This is a genomic window from Streptomyces sp. NPDC059248 (assembly GCF_042753905.1).
Classification (GTDB): domain Bacteria; phylum Actinomycetota; class Actinomycetes; order Streptomycetales; family Streptomycetaceae; genus Streptomyces.
This window is the reverse complement of sequence record NZ_JBHYZV010000038.1, coordinates 30,539-46,053: the sequence shown is the minus strand read 5'-3', so window position 1 is coordinate 46,053 and position 15,515 is coordinate 30,539. Positions and strand designations below refer to the sequence as shown.

Annotated in this window: 16 protein-coding genes; 11 read left to right on the top strand and 5 right to left on the bottom strand. The window is 72.9% G+C overall.

Annotation, left to right across the window (positions count from 1 at the left end; genetic code table 11):
• The first annotated feature begins 56 nt into the window (after window positions 1–56).
• From leuC to ACFXG1_RS18315, 4 genes are all read left to right on the top strand, one after another.
• Window positions 57–1,484 (top strand): 3-isopropylmalate dehydratase large subunit, encoded by a 1,428-nt coding sequence (leuC, locus tag ACFXG1_RS18330; protein WP_384718325.1) that lies wholly within the window; start codon window positions 57–59, stop codon window positions 1,482–1,484.
• A 6-nt stretch (window positions 1,485–1,490) separates the two neighbouring features.
• Complete coding sequence (leuD, locus tag ACFXG1_RS18325; protein WP_384718323.1) at window positions 1,491–2,084, top strand: 3-isopropylmalate dehydratase small subunit; 594 nt, start codon at window positions 1,491–1,493, stop codon at window positions 2,082–2,084.
• 114 nt (window positions 2,085–2,198) lie between these two features.
• Complete coding sequence (locus ACFXG1_RS18320; RefSeq protein WP_384718321.1) at window positions 2,199–2,426, top strand: hypothetical protein; 228 nt, start codon at window positions 2,199–2,201, stop codon at window positions 2,424–2,426.
• Window positions 2,427–2,590: 164 nt separating this feature from the next.
• Window positions 2,591–3,241: an HU family DNA-binding protein gene (locus ACFXG1_RS18315; RefSeq protein WP_384743539.1), complete on the top strand. Its 651-nt coding sequence runs from the start codon at window positions 2,591–2,593 to the stop codon at window positions 3,239–3,241.
• A 129-nt stretch (window positions 3,242–3,370) separates the two neighbouring features.
• Here ACFXG1_RS18315 and ACFXG1_RS18310 read toward each other — a convergent pair whose 3' ends face one another.
• On the bottom strand, window positions 3,371–3,574 hold the full coding sequence (locus ACFXG1_RS18310) for a hypothetical protein (RefSeq protein ID WP_384717001.1): 204 nt from the start codon (window positions 3,572–3,574) through the stop codon (window positions 3,371–3,373).
• A gap of 133 nt (window positions 3,575–3,707) precedes the next feature.
• A complete protein-coding gene (gene cofC / locus ACFXG1_RS18305) occupies window positions 3,708–4,388 on the bottom strand; it encodes a 2-phospho-L-lactate guanylyltransferase (RefSeq protein ID WP_384717004.1) in 681 nt (226 codons plus the stop codon).
• A gap of 182 nt (window positions 4,389–4,570) precedes the next feature.
• On the opposite strand from cofC, the gene ACFXG1_RS18300 reads away from it, so the two are divergent.
• The 3 genes from ACFXG1_RS18300 (at window position 4,571) to ACFXG1_RS18290 (ending at window position 7,711) form a co-directional block, all read left to right on the top strand.
• Complete coding sequence (locus tag ACFXG1_RS18300) at window positions 4,571–5,323, top strand: lysophospholipid acyltransferase family protein (protein WP_384717007.1); 753 nt, start codon at window positions 4,571–4,573, stop codon at window positions 5,321–5,323.
• Window positions 5,320–6,351, top strand: a complete 1,032-nt coding sequence (locus ACFXG1_RS18295; protein WP_384717009.1) for an NAD(P)H-dependent glycerol-3-phosphate dehydrogenase — start codon at window positions 5,320–5,322, stop codon at window positions 6,349–6,351. The genes ACFXG1_RS18300 and ACFXG1_RS18295 overlap by 4 nt, the downstream gene beginning before the upstream one ends.
• A 202-nt stretch (window positions 6,352–6,553) precedes the next feature.
• Window positions 6,554–7,711 carry a D-alanine--D-alanine ligase family protein gene (locus ACFXG1_RS18290; protein ID WP_384717012.1) on the top strand — a complete coding sequence of 386 codons (1,158 nt, stop codon included), beginning with the start codon at window positions 6,554–6,556 and terminating at the stop codon, window positions 7,709–7,711.
• 60 nt (window positions 7,712–7,771) lie between these two features.
• On the opposite strand, the gene ACFXG1_RS18285 is transcribed toward ACFXG1_RS18290, so the two are convergent.
• Both ACFXG1_RS18285 and ACFXG1_RS18280 read right to left on the bottom strand, forming a co-directional pair.
• Window positions 7,772–8,287, bottom strand: coding sequence for a DUF3515 domain-containing protein (locus ACFXG1_RS18285; protein ID WP_384717015.1), 516 nt, complete (start codon window positions 8,285–8,287; stop codon window positions 7,772–7,774).
• Window positions 8,288–8,307: 20 nt separating this feature from the next.
• Window positions 8,308–8,541, bottom strand: coding sequence for an Lrp/AsnC family transcriptional regulator (locus ACFXG1_RS18280; protein ID WP_384717018.1), 234 nt, complete (start codon window positions 8,539–8,541; stop codon window positions 8,308–8,310).
• Between the two features lie 349 nt (window positions 8,542–8,890).
• On the opposite strand from ACFXG1_RS18280, the gene ACFXG1_RS18275 reads away from it, so the two are divergent.
• Window positions 8,891–9,853 (top strand): thiamine-phosphate kinase, encoded by a 963-nt coding sequence (locus ACFXG1_RS18275; RefSeq protein ID WP_384743532.1) that lies wholly within the window; start codon window positions 8,891–8,893, stop codon window positions 9,851–9,853.
• Window positions 9,850–10,746 carry a bifunctional hydroxymethylpyrimidine kinase/phosphomethylpyrimidine kinase gene (thiD, locus tag ACFXG1_RS18270; RefSeq protein WP_384743529.1) on the top strand — a complete coding sequence of 299 codons (897 nt, stop codon included), beginning with the start codon at window positions 9,850–9,852 and terminating at the stop codon, window positions 10,744–10,746. The genes ACFXG1_RS18275 and thiD overlap by 4 nt, the downstream gene beginning before the upstream one ends.
• 175 nt (window positions 10,747–10,921) lie before the next feature.
• On the opposite strand, the gene rpmB is transcribed toward thiD, so the two are convergent.
• Complete coding sequence (rpmB, locus tag ACFXG1_RS18265; RefSeq protein ID WP_003957616.1) at window positions 10,922–11,107, bottom strand: 50S ribosomal protein L28; 186 nt, start codon at window positions 11,105–11,107, stop codon at window positions 10,922–10,924.
• Window positions 11,108–11,402: 295 nt separating this feature from the next.
• Here rpmB and ACFXG1_RS18260 point away from each other — a divergent pair, with 295 nt between their 5' ends.
• Both ACFXG1_RS18260 and recG read left to right on the top strand, forming a co-directional pair.
• On the top strand, window positions 11,403–13,013 hold the full coding sequence (locus ACFXG1_RS18260; protein WP_384743526.1) for a DAK2 domain-containing protein: 1,611 nt from the start codon (window positions 11,403–11,405) through the stop codon (window positions 13,011–13,013).
• Between the two features lie 49 nt (window positions 13,014–13,062).
• Entirely contained in the window at window positions 13,063–15,342 is a 2,280-nt protein-coding gene (gene recG / locus ACFXG1_RS18255; RefSeq protein WP_384713584.1) for an ATP-dependent DNA helicase RecG, read from the top strand.
• The last annotated feature ends 173 nt before the right edge of the window (window positions 15,343–15,515 follow it).

Genomic DNA, 15,515 nt, shown 5'->3' with positions numbered 1-15,515 from the left:
GGGTCCGCACCTGCTGTCTAGGAACGCCGGCACCGTGGCCGGGCGGAGGGAAGCCGATGGGTAGGACACTGGCGGAGAAGGTCTGGGACGACCATGTCGTCCGGCGCGCCGAGGGCGAGCCCGACCTCCTCTACATCGATCTGCACCTGCTGCACGAGGTGACCAGCCCCCAGGCGTTCGACGGCCTCCGGATGGGCGGCCGGAAGGTGCGGCGGCTCGATCTGACCATCGCCACCGAGGACCACAACACCCCCACCGTCGACATCGACAAGCCGATCGCCGACCCGGTCTCCCGGGCCCAGCTGGAGACCCTGCGGCGCAACTGCGCGGAGTTCGGGGTACGCCTGCACCCGCTCGGCGACGTCGAGCAGGGCGTCGTCCACGTGGTGGGCCCGCAGCTGGGTCTGACCCAGCCCGGCACCACCGTGGTCTGCGGCGACTCCCACACCTCCACGCACGGCGCCTTCGGCGCGCTGGCCTTCGGTATCGGCACCTCCCAGGTCGAGCACGTACTGGCGACCCAGACGCTGCCGCTGGCCCGGCCCAAGACCATGGCGATCACCATCGACGGCGAGCTGCCCGAGGGTGTCACCGCCAAGGACCTGATCCTGGCCATCATCGCGCGGATCGGCACCGGCGGCGGCCAGGGCTACGTCCTGGAGTACCGCGGCCCCGCCATCGAGAAGCTCTCGATGGAGGCCCGGATGACCATCTGCAACATGTCGATCGAGGCGGGTGCCCGGGCCGGCATGATCGCCCCCGACGAGACCACCTTCGCGTATCTGCGGGGCCGTCCGCACGCCCCCGAGGGCGAGGAGTGGGACGAGGCGGTCGCGTACTGGCGGACGCTGCGCACCGACGACGACGCGGTCTTCGACGCGGAGGTCGTCATCGACGCCACCGAGCTGTCCCCGTTCGTCACCTGGGGCACCAACCCCGGCCAGGGCGCCCCGCTCTCCGCGAACGTCCCCGACCCGGCTTCGTACGACGACGCATCGGAGCGGCTCGCCGCGGAAAAGGCCCTGGAGTACATGGGGTTGTCCGCCGGGCAGGCCCTGCGCGACATCGAGGTCGACACCGTCTTCGTAGGTTCCTGCACCAATGGGCGCATCGAGGACCTGCGCTCCGCCGCCGCCGTGCTGGACGGCCGGCGGGTGGCCGACGGCGTCCGGATGCTGGTCGTCCCCGGCTCGGTCCGGGTCGCCCTGCAGGCCGTCGAGGAGGGCCTCGACAAGGTCTTCACCGCCGCGGGCGCCGAATGGCGGCACGCCGGATGTTCGATGTGCCTGGGGATGAACCCCGACCAACTGGCGCCCGGCGAGCGCTCCGCGTCCACCTCCAACCGCAACTTCGAGGGCAGGCAGGGCAAGGGCGGCCGGACCCATCTGGTGTCCCCGCAGGTCGCCGCCGCCACCGCCGTGGTGGGCCGGCTGGCCGCCCCGGCGGACCTGTCCGACGCCGCCCGTACGCCCGCTGGAGTCTGATCACCCATGGAAGCTTTCACCACCCACACCGGCCGGGCCGTCCCGCTGCGCCGCAGCAATGTCGACACCGACCAGATCATCCCCGCCCACTGGCTGAAGAAGGTCACCCGGGACGGCTTCGAGGACGGGCTCTTCGAGGCCTGGCGCAAGGACCCCGAGTTCGTGCTCAACCGTCCCGAGCGCCGGGGGGCGACCGTGCTGGTCGCGGGCCCCGACTTCGGTACCGGCTCCTCCCGTGAGCACGCCGTCTGGGCCCTCCAGAACTACGGCTTCCAGGCCGTGATCTCCGCCCGCTTCGCCGATATCTTCCGCGGCAACTCCCTCAAGAACGGTCTGCTCACCGTCGTTCTCCCGCAGGAGACCGTGGACGCGATCTGGGAGCTGACGGAGAACGACCCCACCGCCGATGTGACCGTCGACCTGGAGGCCCGCGAGGTCCGGGCCGCCGGTCTGACCGCCCCCTTCGAGCTGGACGAGAACGCCCGCTGGCGGCTGCTGAACGGTCTGGACGACATCAGCCTCACCCTTCAGAACGAAGCGGACATCGCCGCGTACGAGTCCTCGCGGCCCGCCCACAAACCGTCCACTGTTCAGGTCTGATCGGGTCTGATCAGCGGTTATCCCCGACTGCGCCCCCCACCGTCCGGTGGGGGGCGCAGTCGTCTGTTGAGGGCCCGCCGGGCGACAACTCGCCTCAGATGGCACAATCGGTGCATGGAACGCGACAGCCAACTCGACCTGTACGAGGTGGTCGCGGCCCGATTGAAGGAAGCGCACGCCGTAGTGCGCGCACTGCAAGTCCCGGAGGGCACAAGGGTGGCCCTCTCCCGGAAGCTGCTGGTCATCACGGCCGCGGCGAAGCACGATCTCCCGGACGCGGCACGGCGTCTGGACCGCTTGATGCGGGACATCGACGAGCGCCGATTCCCCGAAGGCGACTGACACCCGGCCCAGTGAAGGAGCGACATGCGGCGACATGAGCGGTCGACTTCATTGCGGCACTAGGGTGATTAGCCCGTTTCGTGTTTGATTTGCGGTATATATCTGCCTAACGTGCGAAAAAGCCTGGACAGATTCGGTCCGGCAATGTCTCCGAAGGGGAAGACGTGAACAAGGCGCAGCTCGTAGAAGCGATTGCCGACAAGGTCGGCGGCCGACAGCAGGCCGCCGACGCGGTCGACGCGGTGCTGGACGCGATCGTCCGCGCGGTCGTCGGCGGCGACCGGGTCTCGGTCACCGGCTTCGGTTCGTTCGAGAAGGTCGAACGGCCGGCTCGCTACGCCCGCAACCCTCAGACGGGTGAGCGGGTGCGGGTCAAGAAGACCTCCGTTCCGCGGTTCCGTGCGGGTCAGGGCTTCAAGGACCTGGTCAGCGGGGCCAAGAAGCTGCCGCGTGGTGGCGAGGTCTCGGTGAAGAAGGCCCCCAAGGGCAGCCTCTCGGGCGGCGCTTCCACCCGTACGACGGCCAAGGCCGCGGCCAAGAAGGCCACCGCCAAGAAGGCCGCCGCGAAGAAGACCACGGCGAAGAAGGCGGCTCCCGCCAAGAAGGCGGCCGTGAAGAAGACCGCCGCGAAGAAGGCGACGACCACCAAGAAGGCCGCGGCCAAGAAGACCACGGCGAAGAAGGCCGCGCCGGCGAAGAAGGCCACGGCCAAGAAGACCGCCCCGGCCAAGAAGGCCACCGCCAAGAAGGCCCCGGCGAAGAAGGCGACGGCCCGTACGACCGCCGCCAAGAAGACCACCGCGCGCAAGCGGTAGGGACGCCGGGACGGCCGATGCCGTCACCGGTGGGCGGCGTTCGCCGCACGGGCCACTCACGCGCCGGGCCGGGCTCCCCCAGGGGAGCCCGGCCCGCGGCGTGTCCGCCGGCCGTGACCCCGTACGGGGTCAGAACGTCTGGAGCGTCACCAGGGTGATCCGCAGGTCCGCGCCCTCGCCCTCGGTCTCGATCCGCACCCGCTGACCGGGCCGGAGCAGCCGGAGCCCGCCCGCGTCGAAGGCGGCGGCGCCGAATTCGACGGGTGTGCCGTCGTCGAGCAGCACACTCCCGGCGCGGGTCCCGGGATCGTAGGTGTACGAGGTCGCCTGCATACCCCGCAGCCTAGCCGCCGACCAGGGTGGCTGCGCCTCTACGGGGAGGCGGTGCCTCTTGCGCGGTGTTCCTCGGGTGCGACCCGTGGGCCGCGGGTGACCGGTCTTCGTATCCACCAAGCGGTGCGGCCCGTCAGGGGCAGGGGCAAGGGGCCGGGGTGAGGCGGGCCGTGGTGTGGGGGCCGACGCCCAGGCGGAGGGCCGTGGCCAGATCGGCGCCCGTGTCCACGTCGCGGCGGACCGAGTCCACGTCCCGCAGCCGGATCTCCACCGCGCCCGACTTCCGGTGACGGCGCCGGGAAGCACCTCCGAACGCGGGACGCAATTCGACGCCTTCCCCGGCGGCCAGCAAAGTCGTGCCCACTCCGGCGGCGTCCGGCAGAAAAGAACGGGGGAATAGGGCCGCGCGGGTCAGGACCCGCGACAATTCATCGGGCCGCAACGCCGGCAGATCCGCGTTGAGGGTGGCCACCGCGGCTCCCGGGCGCGCGCGCCGTATCGCACGGGCGCCGTGCGCCAGGGCCGCGTTCAGCCCCGCGCCGGGCTCGTCCGGCACGATCCTGGCGCCCAGCTCGGCGAGAAACCGCCCCGCGACCGGGTCGTCCGTGACAACGACCACATCCCGTACGGCCGCGCAGCTCACCGCCGCGACCACCGTGTCCTGCGCGAATGCCAGCACAAGGCCCGGCCGGGCGGCGTCGGCGACGGCACCGGAGAGCCGGCTCTTCGCCAGGGCAAGGGGCTTGAGAGGGACCACCAGGGACCAGGCGGCCCGTGCGTCGCTGTCCAGGTCGGTTCTCCGTCCGTGCGTCACGGCTCCCATTGTCGCCCGGCCCTGTGACACGAACGGTTCCGGTGCGATGACCGGGGCGTACGGTGTTCTCGACAGACGGTGGGGCCGGGGCGACACTTGATCCCCGCCTCCCGGGCCCGCGGCCCGGGGCACCGACGAGTCCGTCCGGTCTCGTACGCGTCCGCAGAAGAAAGGGTGTCCGCGTGTCCCGCCGAAAAATCGGCTTCTGGTACCGCCTGGCGGCGGTCATCGCCAAACCGCCGCTCTTGGTTCTGTTCAAACGGGACTGGCGCGGCACGGAACACATTCCGGCCGACGGCGGATTCATCACCGCGGTCAATCACAACTCGTATCTCGACCCGCTTTCGTATGCGCACTTCCAGTACAACACCGGACGCGTACCGCGCTTTCTCGCGAAGGCCCCCCTCTTCGACACCCCGTTCGTCGGGATGATGCTCCGCGGCACCCGGCAGATCCCCGTCTACCGGGAATCCACCAACGCCCTCGACGCCTACCGGGCCGCCGTGAACGCCATCGAGGCGGGGGAGTGCGTCGCCTTCTACCCCGAGGGCACCATCACCCGCGACCCCGAGATGTGGCCCATGGCCGGCAAGACCGGCGCCGCCAGGATCGCCCTGGAGACCCATGCCCCCGTCGTCCCGGTCGCCCAGTGGGGCGCGAACCACGCGATGCCCCCGTACGCCACCGAGAACAAGATCCGCCTCTTCCCCCGGAAGACCCTGATCGTGCAGGCAGGGCCGCCCGTGGATCTCAGAAGGTTCTACGATCTGGAGCCCACGCCCGAGGTGCTGAAAGAGGCCACGGAAGCCATCATGGGCGCCGTCACGGCGCTGCTGGAGGACATCCGCGGCGAGAAGGCGCCCGACGAGCCGTGGGACCACCGCAAGGCCCGTGCAGAACAGCGGCGCAACGCCGCAGGGGAAGGACAGCAGTGACACAATCGGCCCACCTCGCCGACCGGCCCGTCAAGGCAGCCGTCTTCGGAACCGGCTCCTGGGGGACCGCCTTCGGCACGGTGCTCGCGGACGCGGGCTGCCGGGTGACCCTCTGGGGACGCCGCGCGGAGCTCGCGGAGGCCGTCAACACCACCCGTACCAACCCCGACTATCTGCCGGGGATCGAACTCCCCCCGGGGCTGAGCGCCACCACCGACCCCGCCGAGGCGCTGGACGGCGCCGACTTCACGGTGCTCGCCGTGCCCTCGCAGACCCTGCGCGCCAATCTCGCCGCCTGGGCGCCGCTGCTGCCAGCCGACACCGTTCTGGTCTCCCTGATGAAGGGCGTCGAACTGGGCACCACCAAGCGGATGAGCCAGGTCGTCGAGGAGGTCGCCGGGGTGCCGTCGGAGCGGGTCGCGGTCGTCACCGGGCCCAATCTCGCCCGGGAGATCGCCCAGCGGCTGCCCGCCGCCGCCGTCGTCGCCTGCCGTGACGAGGACGTGGCCCGCAGGCTCCAGGCCGCCTGCCACACCCGCTACTTCCGCCCCTACACCAACACCGATGTCGTCGGCTGCGAACTGGGCGGCGCCGTGAAGAACGTCATCGGGCTCGCCGTCGGCATCGCCGACGGCATGGGCCTCGGGGACAACGCCAAGGGATCCCTCATCACCCGCGGCCTCGCCGAGACCACCCGGCTCGGCCTCGCCATGGGCGCCGACCCGCTCACCTTCGCCGGACTCGCCGGACTCGGCGACTTGGTGGCGACCTGCTCGTCGCCCCTCTCGCGCAACCACACCTTCGGGCTCAACCTCGGCAAGGGCATGACGCTGGAGCAGACCATCGCGGTCACCAAGCAGACCGCCGAGGGCGTCAAGTCCTGCGAGTCGGTGCTGGACCTGGCCCGGCGGCACGATGTCGACATGCCCATCACGGAGACCGTCGTCGGCATCGTCCACGAGGGCAAGCCGCCCGCGGTCGCCCTCAAGGAGTTGATGTCCCGCAGCGCCAAGCCCGAACGGCGCTGACGGACCGTCTCCGCCGCGGACCGGGGCGGGCGCCCCCGCGGCGGGGTTCCGGCTCCGGCACCGCGGCCCGCCGAACTCACCACGTCCCGGACGCGGTCGGGCGGCGCGCCGCGGTCCTGCCCGCTCCCGGGCCCGTCGCCGGGGACCCCGCTTCCGTGCCGACCCTGGCGGATGACGGTTCGCACGGTAGTCTCAGGACGATATGAGCACCGAGAACCTCCCCCAGACCTCCGATCAGCAGGGCCGCAGGCCCCGGGTGGCCGTCGTCTTCGGCGGGCGCAGCTCCGAGCACGGGATCTCCATGGTCACCGCCGGTGCCGTGCTGCGGGCCATCGACCGGAGCCGGTACGACGTCATCCCGGTCGGCATCACGGTCGACGGCCGATGGGTGCTGACCGCGGACGACCCGGACCGGATGGCGATCGCCGACCGGCGCACCCCGAACGTGACCGAGCTGACCGACGGCGCGGACGGCGCCGTGGTGCTCTCCGTCGAGCCCGGCAACCGCGAACTCGTCTACAACGAGCCCGGAGCCGTACCCAAGGCGCTCGGCGAGGTCGACGTCGTCTTCCCGGTGCTGCACGGCGCGTACGGCGAGGACGGCACCATCCAGGGCCTGCTGGAGCTGGCCGGGGTGCCGTACGTCGGCTCCGGCGTCCTCGCCTCCGCCGTGGGGCAGGACAAGGAGTACATGAAGCGGGTCCTCGTCTCCTACGGGCTGCCCGTCGGCCCGTACGAAGTGATCCGCCCCCGCGAGTGGGAGCTGGACCCCGGCGCCGCCCGCAAGCGCCTCCTCGCCCTCGCCGACGAGCACGGCTGGCCGCTCTTCGTGAAGCCCGCCCGCGCCGGATCGTCGATCGGCATCAGCAAGGTCGGCTCCCCCGACGGGCTCGACGCCGCGATCGAGGAGGCCCGCCGCCACGACCCCAAGATCATCGTCGAGGCGATGGTCCGGGGCCGGGAGATCGAGTGCGGTGTGCTGGAGTACGAGGACGGGCCGCGCGCCAGCGTCCCCGCCGAGATCCTCGTCGACCAGGACGGCCAGTTCTACGACTTCGAGGCCAAGTACATCGACTCGGCCGACGGGGTCGTCCCCGCCGACCTCACCGAGGAGCAGACCGCCGAGGTCCGGCGGCTCGCCGTCGCCGCCTTCGAGGCCACCAGCTGCGAGGGCCTGGTCCGCGCCGACTTCTTCCTCACCGAGGACGGCCGGTTCGTGATCAACGAGATCAACACCATGCCCGGGTTCACCCCGATCTCGATGTACCCGCGGATGTGGCAGGAGACCGGGGTCTCGTACCCCGAACTGATCGACCTGCTCATCGGCGCCGCCCTGCGCCGCTCCACGGGCCTGCGCTGAGCGACACGGTTCGGTGCCGGGCCCGGTGATCCCGGGCCCGGCCGCCGTTCAGGACATGACCTAGGGCACGGGGACCGCGGTCGGGACGGTGCTCTTCACCGCGTCGGCGAGCTGCGCCAGCGGCGTCGAGTCGTGCGCGTACCGCTCGTCCATCGACACCTCGACATAGGTCGCGCGGAACGTCGTCGTGAAGCGCGTACCGCCGTCCAACCGCTCCAGCAGCCAGCCGACGCCCTCCGCCTCGATGCCCTGCTGCGCCGGATCGCTCATCCCCTCGGGCCGCGGCACCCCGCAGCGCAGTACGATCGCGGCGTCACCCCAGCCGGCGGTCAGCGCCGACGCGGGCTCGGGGTCGGAACGGTCGTGTCCGCCGACCGTCTCCGGCAGCGCCTCGTCCAGCGCCGAACAGAGCGCCGACTCCTCGGCCGGAGGCCGGGGAACGGCGACCTCGGGCCGTTCGGCGGCGCACGCGGTCACGGCGAACAGCACGGCCGCGGAGAGGACGAACGGAAGAGACGGGACCGCGCGGCGGGGACGCGCGCGGACGCGGTGGCGGGACGGACGGGCGGGAGTCACCGCCCCAGCGTAGACGGGGGCTACAGGTGCACGACCGGGCAGGTGAGGGTACGGGTGATGCCGTCCACTTGCTGGACCTTCGCGACCACCAGACGGCCCAGCTCGTCCACGGTGTCGGCCTGGGCCCGCACGATCACGTCGTAGGGGCCCGTCACGTCCTCCGCCTGAATCACTCCCGGAAGCTTCCCGATGGTCTCGGCGACGGCCGAAGCCTTGCCCACCTCGGTCTGAATCAGGATGTACGCCTGTACCACGGAACCTCCTGGGCGGCCCTGGGTCCGCTTCCCCGTTCGACGGTGTCATCGGCGCCCTCGGCGCCCCGGGCGGGGAAACCCCAGGGGGGAGAAAGGGACGCCACGGTATCGCGTCGCCGCGGGCGACGGGGAGACCCGCGCGCCGGGTGGCGTGCATAGTGTGGCGTGCGTCGAGCGTGCGACGAGCGCGTGTCGACGTATCCGACGTATCTCTTGACGGTACCGAGCGGCCCGGCGGGTCGCGACCGCTCGGTGGCGGCGCCGCCCGGCGGCGCCGCGCGGCGCGATCCGCCACGGCACGACAGCCCCGCCGGGTGGTCCGGCGGGACGACGGAGAGGTGAGACTCGGGTGAAGGGCACTGTGGGCGAGTTGGGAGAGTTCGGCCTGATCAAAGAGCTCACCTCCCGGCTCACCTCCACCCCCGCGGTCCGGATCGGGCCGGGGGACGACGCGGCCGTCGTCGCCGCCCCCGACCGGCGGGTCGTGGCGACGACCGACGTCCTGCTCGAAGGGCGGCACTTCCGCCGGGACTGGTCGACGGCCTACGACGTCGGACGCAAGGCCGCCGCGCAGAACTTGGCCGACATCGCCGCCATGGGCGCCGTCCCCACGTCCCTGCTGCTCGGCCTCGTCGTCCCCGCCGACCTCCCCGTCACCTGGGCGACCGAGCTGATGGACGGGATCCGCGACGAATGCCAGGTCGCGGGCGCCGCGGTGGTCGGCGGTGATGTCGTACGCGGCGAACTGATCACCCTCGCCATCACGGCACTCGGCGATCTGCGCGGCCATGAACCCGTCACCCGGGGCGGCGCCGGACCCGGCGACGTCGTCGCCTACACCGGCTGGCTCGGCTGGTCGGCCGCCGGCCACGCCGTCCTGTCCCGCGGCTTCCGCTCCCCCCGCGCCTTCGTCGAGGCCCACCGGCGGCCCGAACCGCCCTACCACGCGGGGCCCGCCGCCGCCGGGCTCGGCGCGACCGCGATGTGCGACATCAGCGACGGACTGATCGCCGACCTCGGCCATATCGCCGATGCCAGCAACGTCCGGATCGATCTGCGCTCCGGCGCGATCGACATCCCCGGCCAGATGAACGACATCGGGCAGGCAGTCGGCGTCGACCCGTTGCAGTGGGTGCTCACCGGGGGAGAGGACCACGCCATCGTCGCCACCTTCCCCGCCGACACCAAACTGCCCGCGCGCTGGAAGGTGATCGGCGAGGTACTGCGCCCGGCGGCGGCGCCCCAGGTCACCGTGGACGGGCTGCCATGGCACGGCGGAGGCGGCTGGGACCACTTCGGGGACGCCTCATGAGCGGGGCGATACCGGGCACCGGAGGCCCCGTCCCCGCTTCCGGAGCGACACCCGGGGCGGCCCCCGGTGTGGCACCCGGAGCGGCACCCGGGGTGGCCCCGCCCCGGGTGCTGACGGTCGCCGGGTCGGACTCCGGCGGCGGCGCCGGGATCCAGGCCGACCTCAAGACGATGCTCGCCCTCGGCACCCACGGCATGAGCGTGATCACCGCGGTCACCGCGCAGAACTCCCTCGGCGTCCAGGGATTCTGGGAACTGCCGGTGGAAGCCGTCCGCGCCCAGTACCGCAGCGTCGTCGACGACATCGGCGTCCAGGCCGTGAAGACCGGCATGCTGGCGTCGGCGCCGCTCGTGGAGACCGTCGCCGCACTGCTCGCGGAGACGGACGCGCCCGTCGTCGTCGACCCCGTGGGAGTCTCCAAGCACGGCGACTCGCTGCTCGCGGACTCCGCGCTGGACGCGGTACGGGGCCTGCTGCTGCCGGTCGCCACCGTGGCCACCCCCAACCTCGACGAGGTCACCCAGCTCACCGGGATCGTCGCCGACGACGAGACGGGGCTGCGCCGGGCGGCCGACGCGATCCTCGGCTTCGGGCCGCGGTGGGCGCTGATCAAGGGCGGACACCTCGCGGGCGACGCGGTCGACCTGCTGACCGACGGCACCGCGGAGCACTGGCTGCGCGCGCCGCGCCACGACAACCGCCACACCCACGGCACGGGCTGCACGCTGGCGTCGGCGATCGCGGCCGGCCTGGCGAAGGGCCTGCCGGTACCGGAGGCGGTGGCGGCGGCCAAGGAGTACGTGACGGCGGCCATCGCCGCCGGGTTCCCGCTGGGCGGGGGCATCGGGCCCGTGGACCACGGGTTCGCCTCCCGCGGGGCCGTCCCCCGCTGAGGGGCCAGGTGTGCCGTTCCCAGGGCCGTTGGCCGGCCACGGCCGGGCCGCGGACGACAGCGGACGGTCACGGGAACGGCGCGTGGCCACGGAAAAAGCCCAGGCGGCCCACCTGAGAGGTGGGCCGCCTGGGCAGGCAACCGGGAAGGGCTGCGCTAGCGACGGGGCATCCGCGTTAGCGCGAGACCTTGCCGGCCTTGATGCACGAGGTGCAGACATTGAGCCGCTTCGGCGTCCGACCGACCACGGCACGCACGCGCTGGATGTTCGGGTTCCAGCGACGGGACGTACGGCGGTGCGAGTGCGAAATGTTGTTGCCGAAGCCCGGCCCCTTGCCGCAGACGTCGCAGTTGGCAGCCACGGGTCACTCCAAAGACTTCAGATGCACGTACAGTGAATTCCGGCGTGCCGGAAATCAGTAGCTGACTCGGTGGCTTTGCCGGGGGAAACGGCCTGATTTTCATCAGGCAACCGGAGCAGCATACAACGGCTCCGTCCCTTCAACGAAACTACCATGCCCCTCCCACCCCGCTCCGCCACGGATGCGGCCCCCGCCGTCCGGGGGACTACCCTGCGGTGCGACCCCGCCGACCGGGCCCGACGCCGGGCCCCGCCCGCCCGGCGGCGGACGAGCCACGACGGAGGAGGACCCCCAGGTGCCGCAGAAACTCGACGCCGAAGCGGTACGGGTCTGGTGCGCGGGGGCGCTGGAAGCGCTGGGCCGGGAGCGCGAGGAGATCGACGCGATCAATGTGTATCCGGTCGCGGACGGTGACACCGGCACCAATCTCTATCTGACCGTCGAGTCGGCCGTGACGGCCGTCGAGGCGGTCTTCGCCGCCCATGAGGCGGACCCGGCCGGCGGCGAGCCCGGGACGGCCGCGGTGATCGGTGCCATGGCGCACGGCGCTCTGCTGGGCGCCCGCGGCAACTCGGGCACGATCCTCGCCCAGCTGCTGCGCGGGGTCGCGGAGCGCGTCGCGGCCGGGGCGGGCCTCGCGGACGCGCTGGCCCGGGCAGCCGCCCTGGCGCGGGAGGCGGTGGCGCACCCCGTGGAGGGGACGATCCTGACCGTCGCGAGCGCCGCCGCGGACGCCGCCGCCGGCGCGGGGGGCGCGGACGCCGACGACGCCGGTGCGGCCCGTGCCGCGTACGACGGGGCCGGTACGGCGCTGGCGGCGACACCGGGCCAGCTCGACGTGCTGGGCCGGGCCGGGGTTGTCGACGCGGGCGGCCGGGGGCTGCTGGCCGTGCTGCGGGCCCTGGTGGCGGCCCTCACCGGCGAGGCCATCGCGGGGCCCGCCCGCTCCCACACCCCCGCGCCCCCGATGGCCGCCGGGCCCTGCGGGGGCGGCGGCCCCGCCTTCGAGGTGATCTACCTGCTGGAGGCCGGCGACGAGGCCGTCGCCCGGCTGCGGACCCGGCTCGACGCCCTGGGGGAGTCCCTCGTGGTCGTCGGCGGCGACGGGCTGTGGAACGTCCACGTCCACACCGACGACGCGGGCGCCGCCGTCGAGACCGGGGTGGAGGCGGGCCGCCCGCACCGGATCCGGATCACCCATCTCACGGGGGCCGCCCCCGCCCCCGTACGGGAGCAGGCCCAGCGGGCCGTCGTCGTGGTCGTCCCCGGCGACGGCCTCGCGGCGCTCTGCGCGGAGGCGGGCGCCACGGCCGTGCTGGCCCGCCCCGGGGAGCCGCCCGCCAGCGGCGAGCTGGTGGACGCGATCCGCCGGGCCCACGCCCGCGAGGTGGTCCTCCTGCCGAACTCGGCCGAGCTGCGGCACACCGCGGCCGCCGCCGCGGAACAGGCCCGTACCGAAGGCGTCCGGGTCGCCCTCGTCCCCACCCGGGCCGCCGTCCAGGGCCTCGCCGCCCTCGCCGTCCACGAGCCCGCGCGCCGCTTCGACGAGGACGTGGTGGCGATGACGGCGGCGGCCGGGGCCACCCGCTGCGCCGAGCTGGCGATCGCCGAGCACCAATCGTGGACGAGCGCCGGGGTCTGCCAGGCCGGGGACGTCCTCGGCCTGATCGACGGGGACGTCGCCGTCATCGGGCAGGACCTCGACGACACGGCTGTCGCGGTCCTCGACCGGATGCTGGCGGCCGGCGGCGAACTGGTCACTCTGGTCCTCTCCGGCGATCTGCCCGACGGCGCGGCGACCGCCGCCCGGCTCGAGCGGCACGTCCGGGACGCGTATCTGGCCGTGGACACGGTCGTCTACGGGGGCGGGCCCGGGACGAGCCCGCTGCTGATCGGGGTGGAGTGAGCGCCGTCCCGTACCGCCGCCGCCCCGGATGTCGGTGCCGTGGTGTGCAATGGACGATGTGTCCGTCCTGAGTGAACCCCTCGACAAGACGCTCGGCCCCGCCACCGCGAAGGTGCTCGGCGAGCAGCTCGGCCTGCGCACGGTCGGGGATCTGCTGCACCACTATCCGCGGCGGTACGAGGAGCGGGGCCAGCTGACCCGGCTGTCGGAGCTGCCGCTGGACGAGGATGTGACCGTGGTCGCCCAGGTCGCCGACTCCCGGGTGCACACGTTCAACGGCGGCCGGGGCAAGCGGCTCGAACTGACCATCACCGACGGCAGCGGACGGCTCCAGCTGGTCTTCTTCGGCCGCGGCGTCCACAAGCCGCAGGCGGAGCTGCCGCCCGGCAGCCGGGCGATGTTCGCCGGGAAGGTGTCGGTCTTCAACCGCAAGCTCCAGCTCGCCCATCCGACCTACGCCAAGCTGGCCGCCGATCCCCACACCGCCGGCGGGACCGGCGCCGGCGCGGACGGCACCGAGTCGGTCGTGGAGTCGTGGGCGGGCGCCCTCATCCCGATCTACCCGGCCTGCAAGGGCATGGAGTCGTGGAAGATCGCCAAGGCGGTCGACGCGGTGCTGCCCCGGGCCGCGGACGCGGTCGACCCGCTGCCCGACGCGCTGCGGTCCGGCCGGGGCTTCGTCCCGCTGCCCGAGGCGCTCCTCAAGGTGCACCGGCCGGGGACCAAGGCCGATGTCGAGGACGCCAGGGCCCGGCTGAAGTGGGACGAGGCATTCGTCCTCCAGGTCGCGCTGGCCCGGCGGCGCTACGCGGACGCCCAGCTTCCGGCGGTCGCCCGCAAGGCGTCGGCGGACGGTCTGCTGGCCGACTTCGACGCCCGGCTGCCGTTCACCCTCACCGACGGCCAGCGGAAGGTCACGGGCGAGATCTTCGACGATCTGGCGACCGAGCATCCCATGCACCGGCTGCTCCAGGGCGAGGTCGGCTCCGGCAAGACACTGGTCGCGCTGCGGGCCATGCTCGCGGTCGTGGACGCGGGCGGCCAGGCGGCCATGCTCGCGCCCACCGAGGTCCTGGCCCAGCAGCACCACCGCTCGGTCGTGGAGATGATGGGCGAGCTGGCCGAGGGCGGTCTGCTCGGCGGCGCCGAGCACGGCACCAAGGTGGTGCTGCTGACGGGCTCGATGGGCGTCGCGGCCCGGCGGCAGGCGCTGCTGGACCTGGTGACCGGCGAGGCCGGGATCGTGATCGGTACGCACGCCCTGATCGAGGACAAGGTCAAGTTCCACGACCTCGGCCTGGTCGTCGTCGACGAGCAGCACCGGTTCGGGGTCGAGCAGCGGGACGCGCTGCGCTCCAAGGGCAAGCAGCCCCCGCATCTGCTGGTGATGACCGCCACCCCCATCCCGCGGACGGTCGCGATGACCGTCTTCGGCGATCTGGAGACCTCCGTCCTCGACCAGCTGCCCGCCGGACGGTCGCCGATCGCCAGCCATGTGGTGCCCTCCAGGGACAAGCCGCACTTCCTGTCCCGGGCCTGGGAGCGGATCCGGGAGGAGGTCGGCAAGGGGCATCAGGCCTATGTGGTCTGCCCCCGGATCGGCGACGAGACCGACCCGAAGACCGGGGGGAATACCGGGGGGAGGACCGCCGGGAAGGGCGCCCCGGCCGACTCCGCCGACCCGGCCGGAGGCGGCGCGGACAGCGACGAGAAGCGGCCCCCGCTCGCCGTGCTGGAGGTCGCCGCCGATCTGGCGGGCGGCGCGCTGGCCGGACTGCGGGTGGAGGTGCTGCACGGCCGGATGCCGCCGGACGACAAGGACGACGTCATGCGCCGCTTCGCCGCGGGCGATGTGGACGTCCTGGTCGCCACGACCGTGATCGAGGTCGGGGTCAACGTCCCCAACGCCACCGCGATGGTGATCATGGACGCGGACCGGTTCGGCGTCTCCCAGCTGCACCAGCTCCGCGGCCGGGTCGGCCGGGGCTCGGCCCCCGGTCTCTGTCTGCTGGTCTCCGAGGCGCCGGAGGCGAGCCCGGCCCGGGCCCGGCTCGGTGCCGTCGCCGCGACCCTCGACGGCTTCGAGCTCTCCCGGATCGACCTCGAACAGCGCCGTGAGGGCGATGTCCTGGGCCAGGCCCAGTCCGGGGTCCGCTCGTCGCTGCGGATGCTCGCCGTCATCGAGGACGAGGAGGTCATCGCGGCGGCCCGGGAGGAAGCCGTGGCCGTGGTCGCCGCCGACCCCGGCCTGGAGCGGCTGCCCGAGCTGCGGACGGCGCTGGACGCGCTGCTCGACGCGGAGCGCGAGCAGTATCTGGAGAAGGGCTGACCGCGGGCGGGAAGGCGGCGGAGGACCGGGAAGGCGACGGGGGCCGGAAGGGGCGAGCCGTCCGGCCCGGTGATCCGTACGCCGGTACGCCCCCGGACCGCGGCGCGCGGACCCCGGGGGCGAGCTGAGAGACTGATCGCGGCGGCCGGGCTCCCGCGCGGCCGGCCGGCCCG

Bases quoted from the DNA above. Each gene is read 5' to 3' on its own strand.
- leuC (WP_384718325.1), top strand. From the start codon at position 57: ATGGGTAGGACACTGGCGGAGAAGGTCTGGGACGACCATGTCGTCCGG.
- leuD (WP_384718323.1), top strand. From the start codon at position 1,491: ATGGAAGCTTTCACCACCCACACCGGCCGGGCCGTCCCGCTGCGCCGC.
- ACFXG1_RS18320 (WP_384718321.1), top strand. From the start codon at position 2,199: ATGGAACGCGACAGCCAACTCGACCTGTACGAGGTGGTCGCGGCCCGA.
- ACFXG1_RS18310 (WP_384717001.1), bottom strand. From the start codon at position 3,574: ATGCAGGCGACCTCGTACACCTACGATCCCGGGACCCGCGCCGGGAGT.
- ACFXG1_RS18290 (WP_384717012.1), top strand. From the start codon at position 6,554: ATGAGCACCGAGAACCTCCCCCAGACCTCCGATCAGCAGGGCCGCAGG.
- thiD (WP_384743529.1), top strand. From the start codon at position 9,850: ATGAGCGGGGCGATACCGGGCACCGGAGGCCCCGTCCCCGCTTCCGGA.
- recG (WP_384713584.1), top strand. From the start codon at position 13,063: ATGGACGATGTGTCCGTCCTGAGTGAACCCCTCGACAAGACGCTCGGC.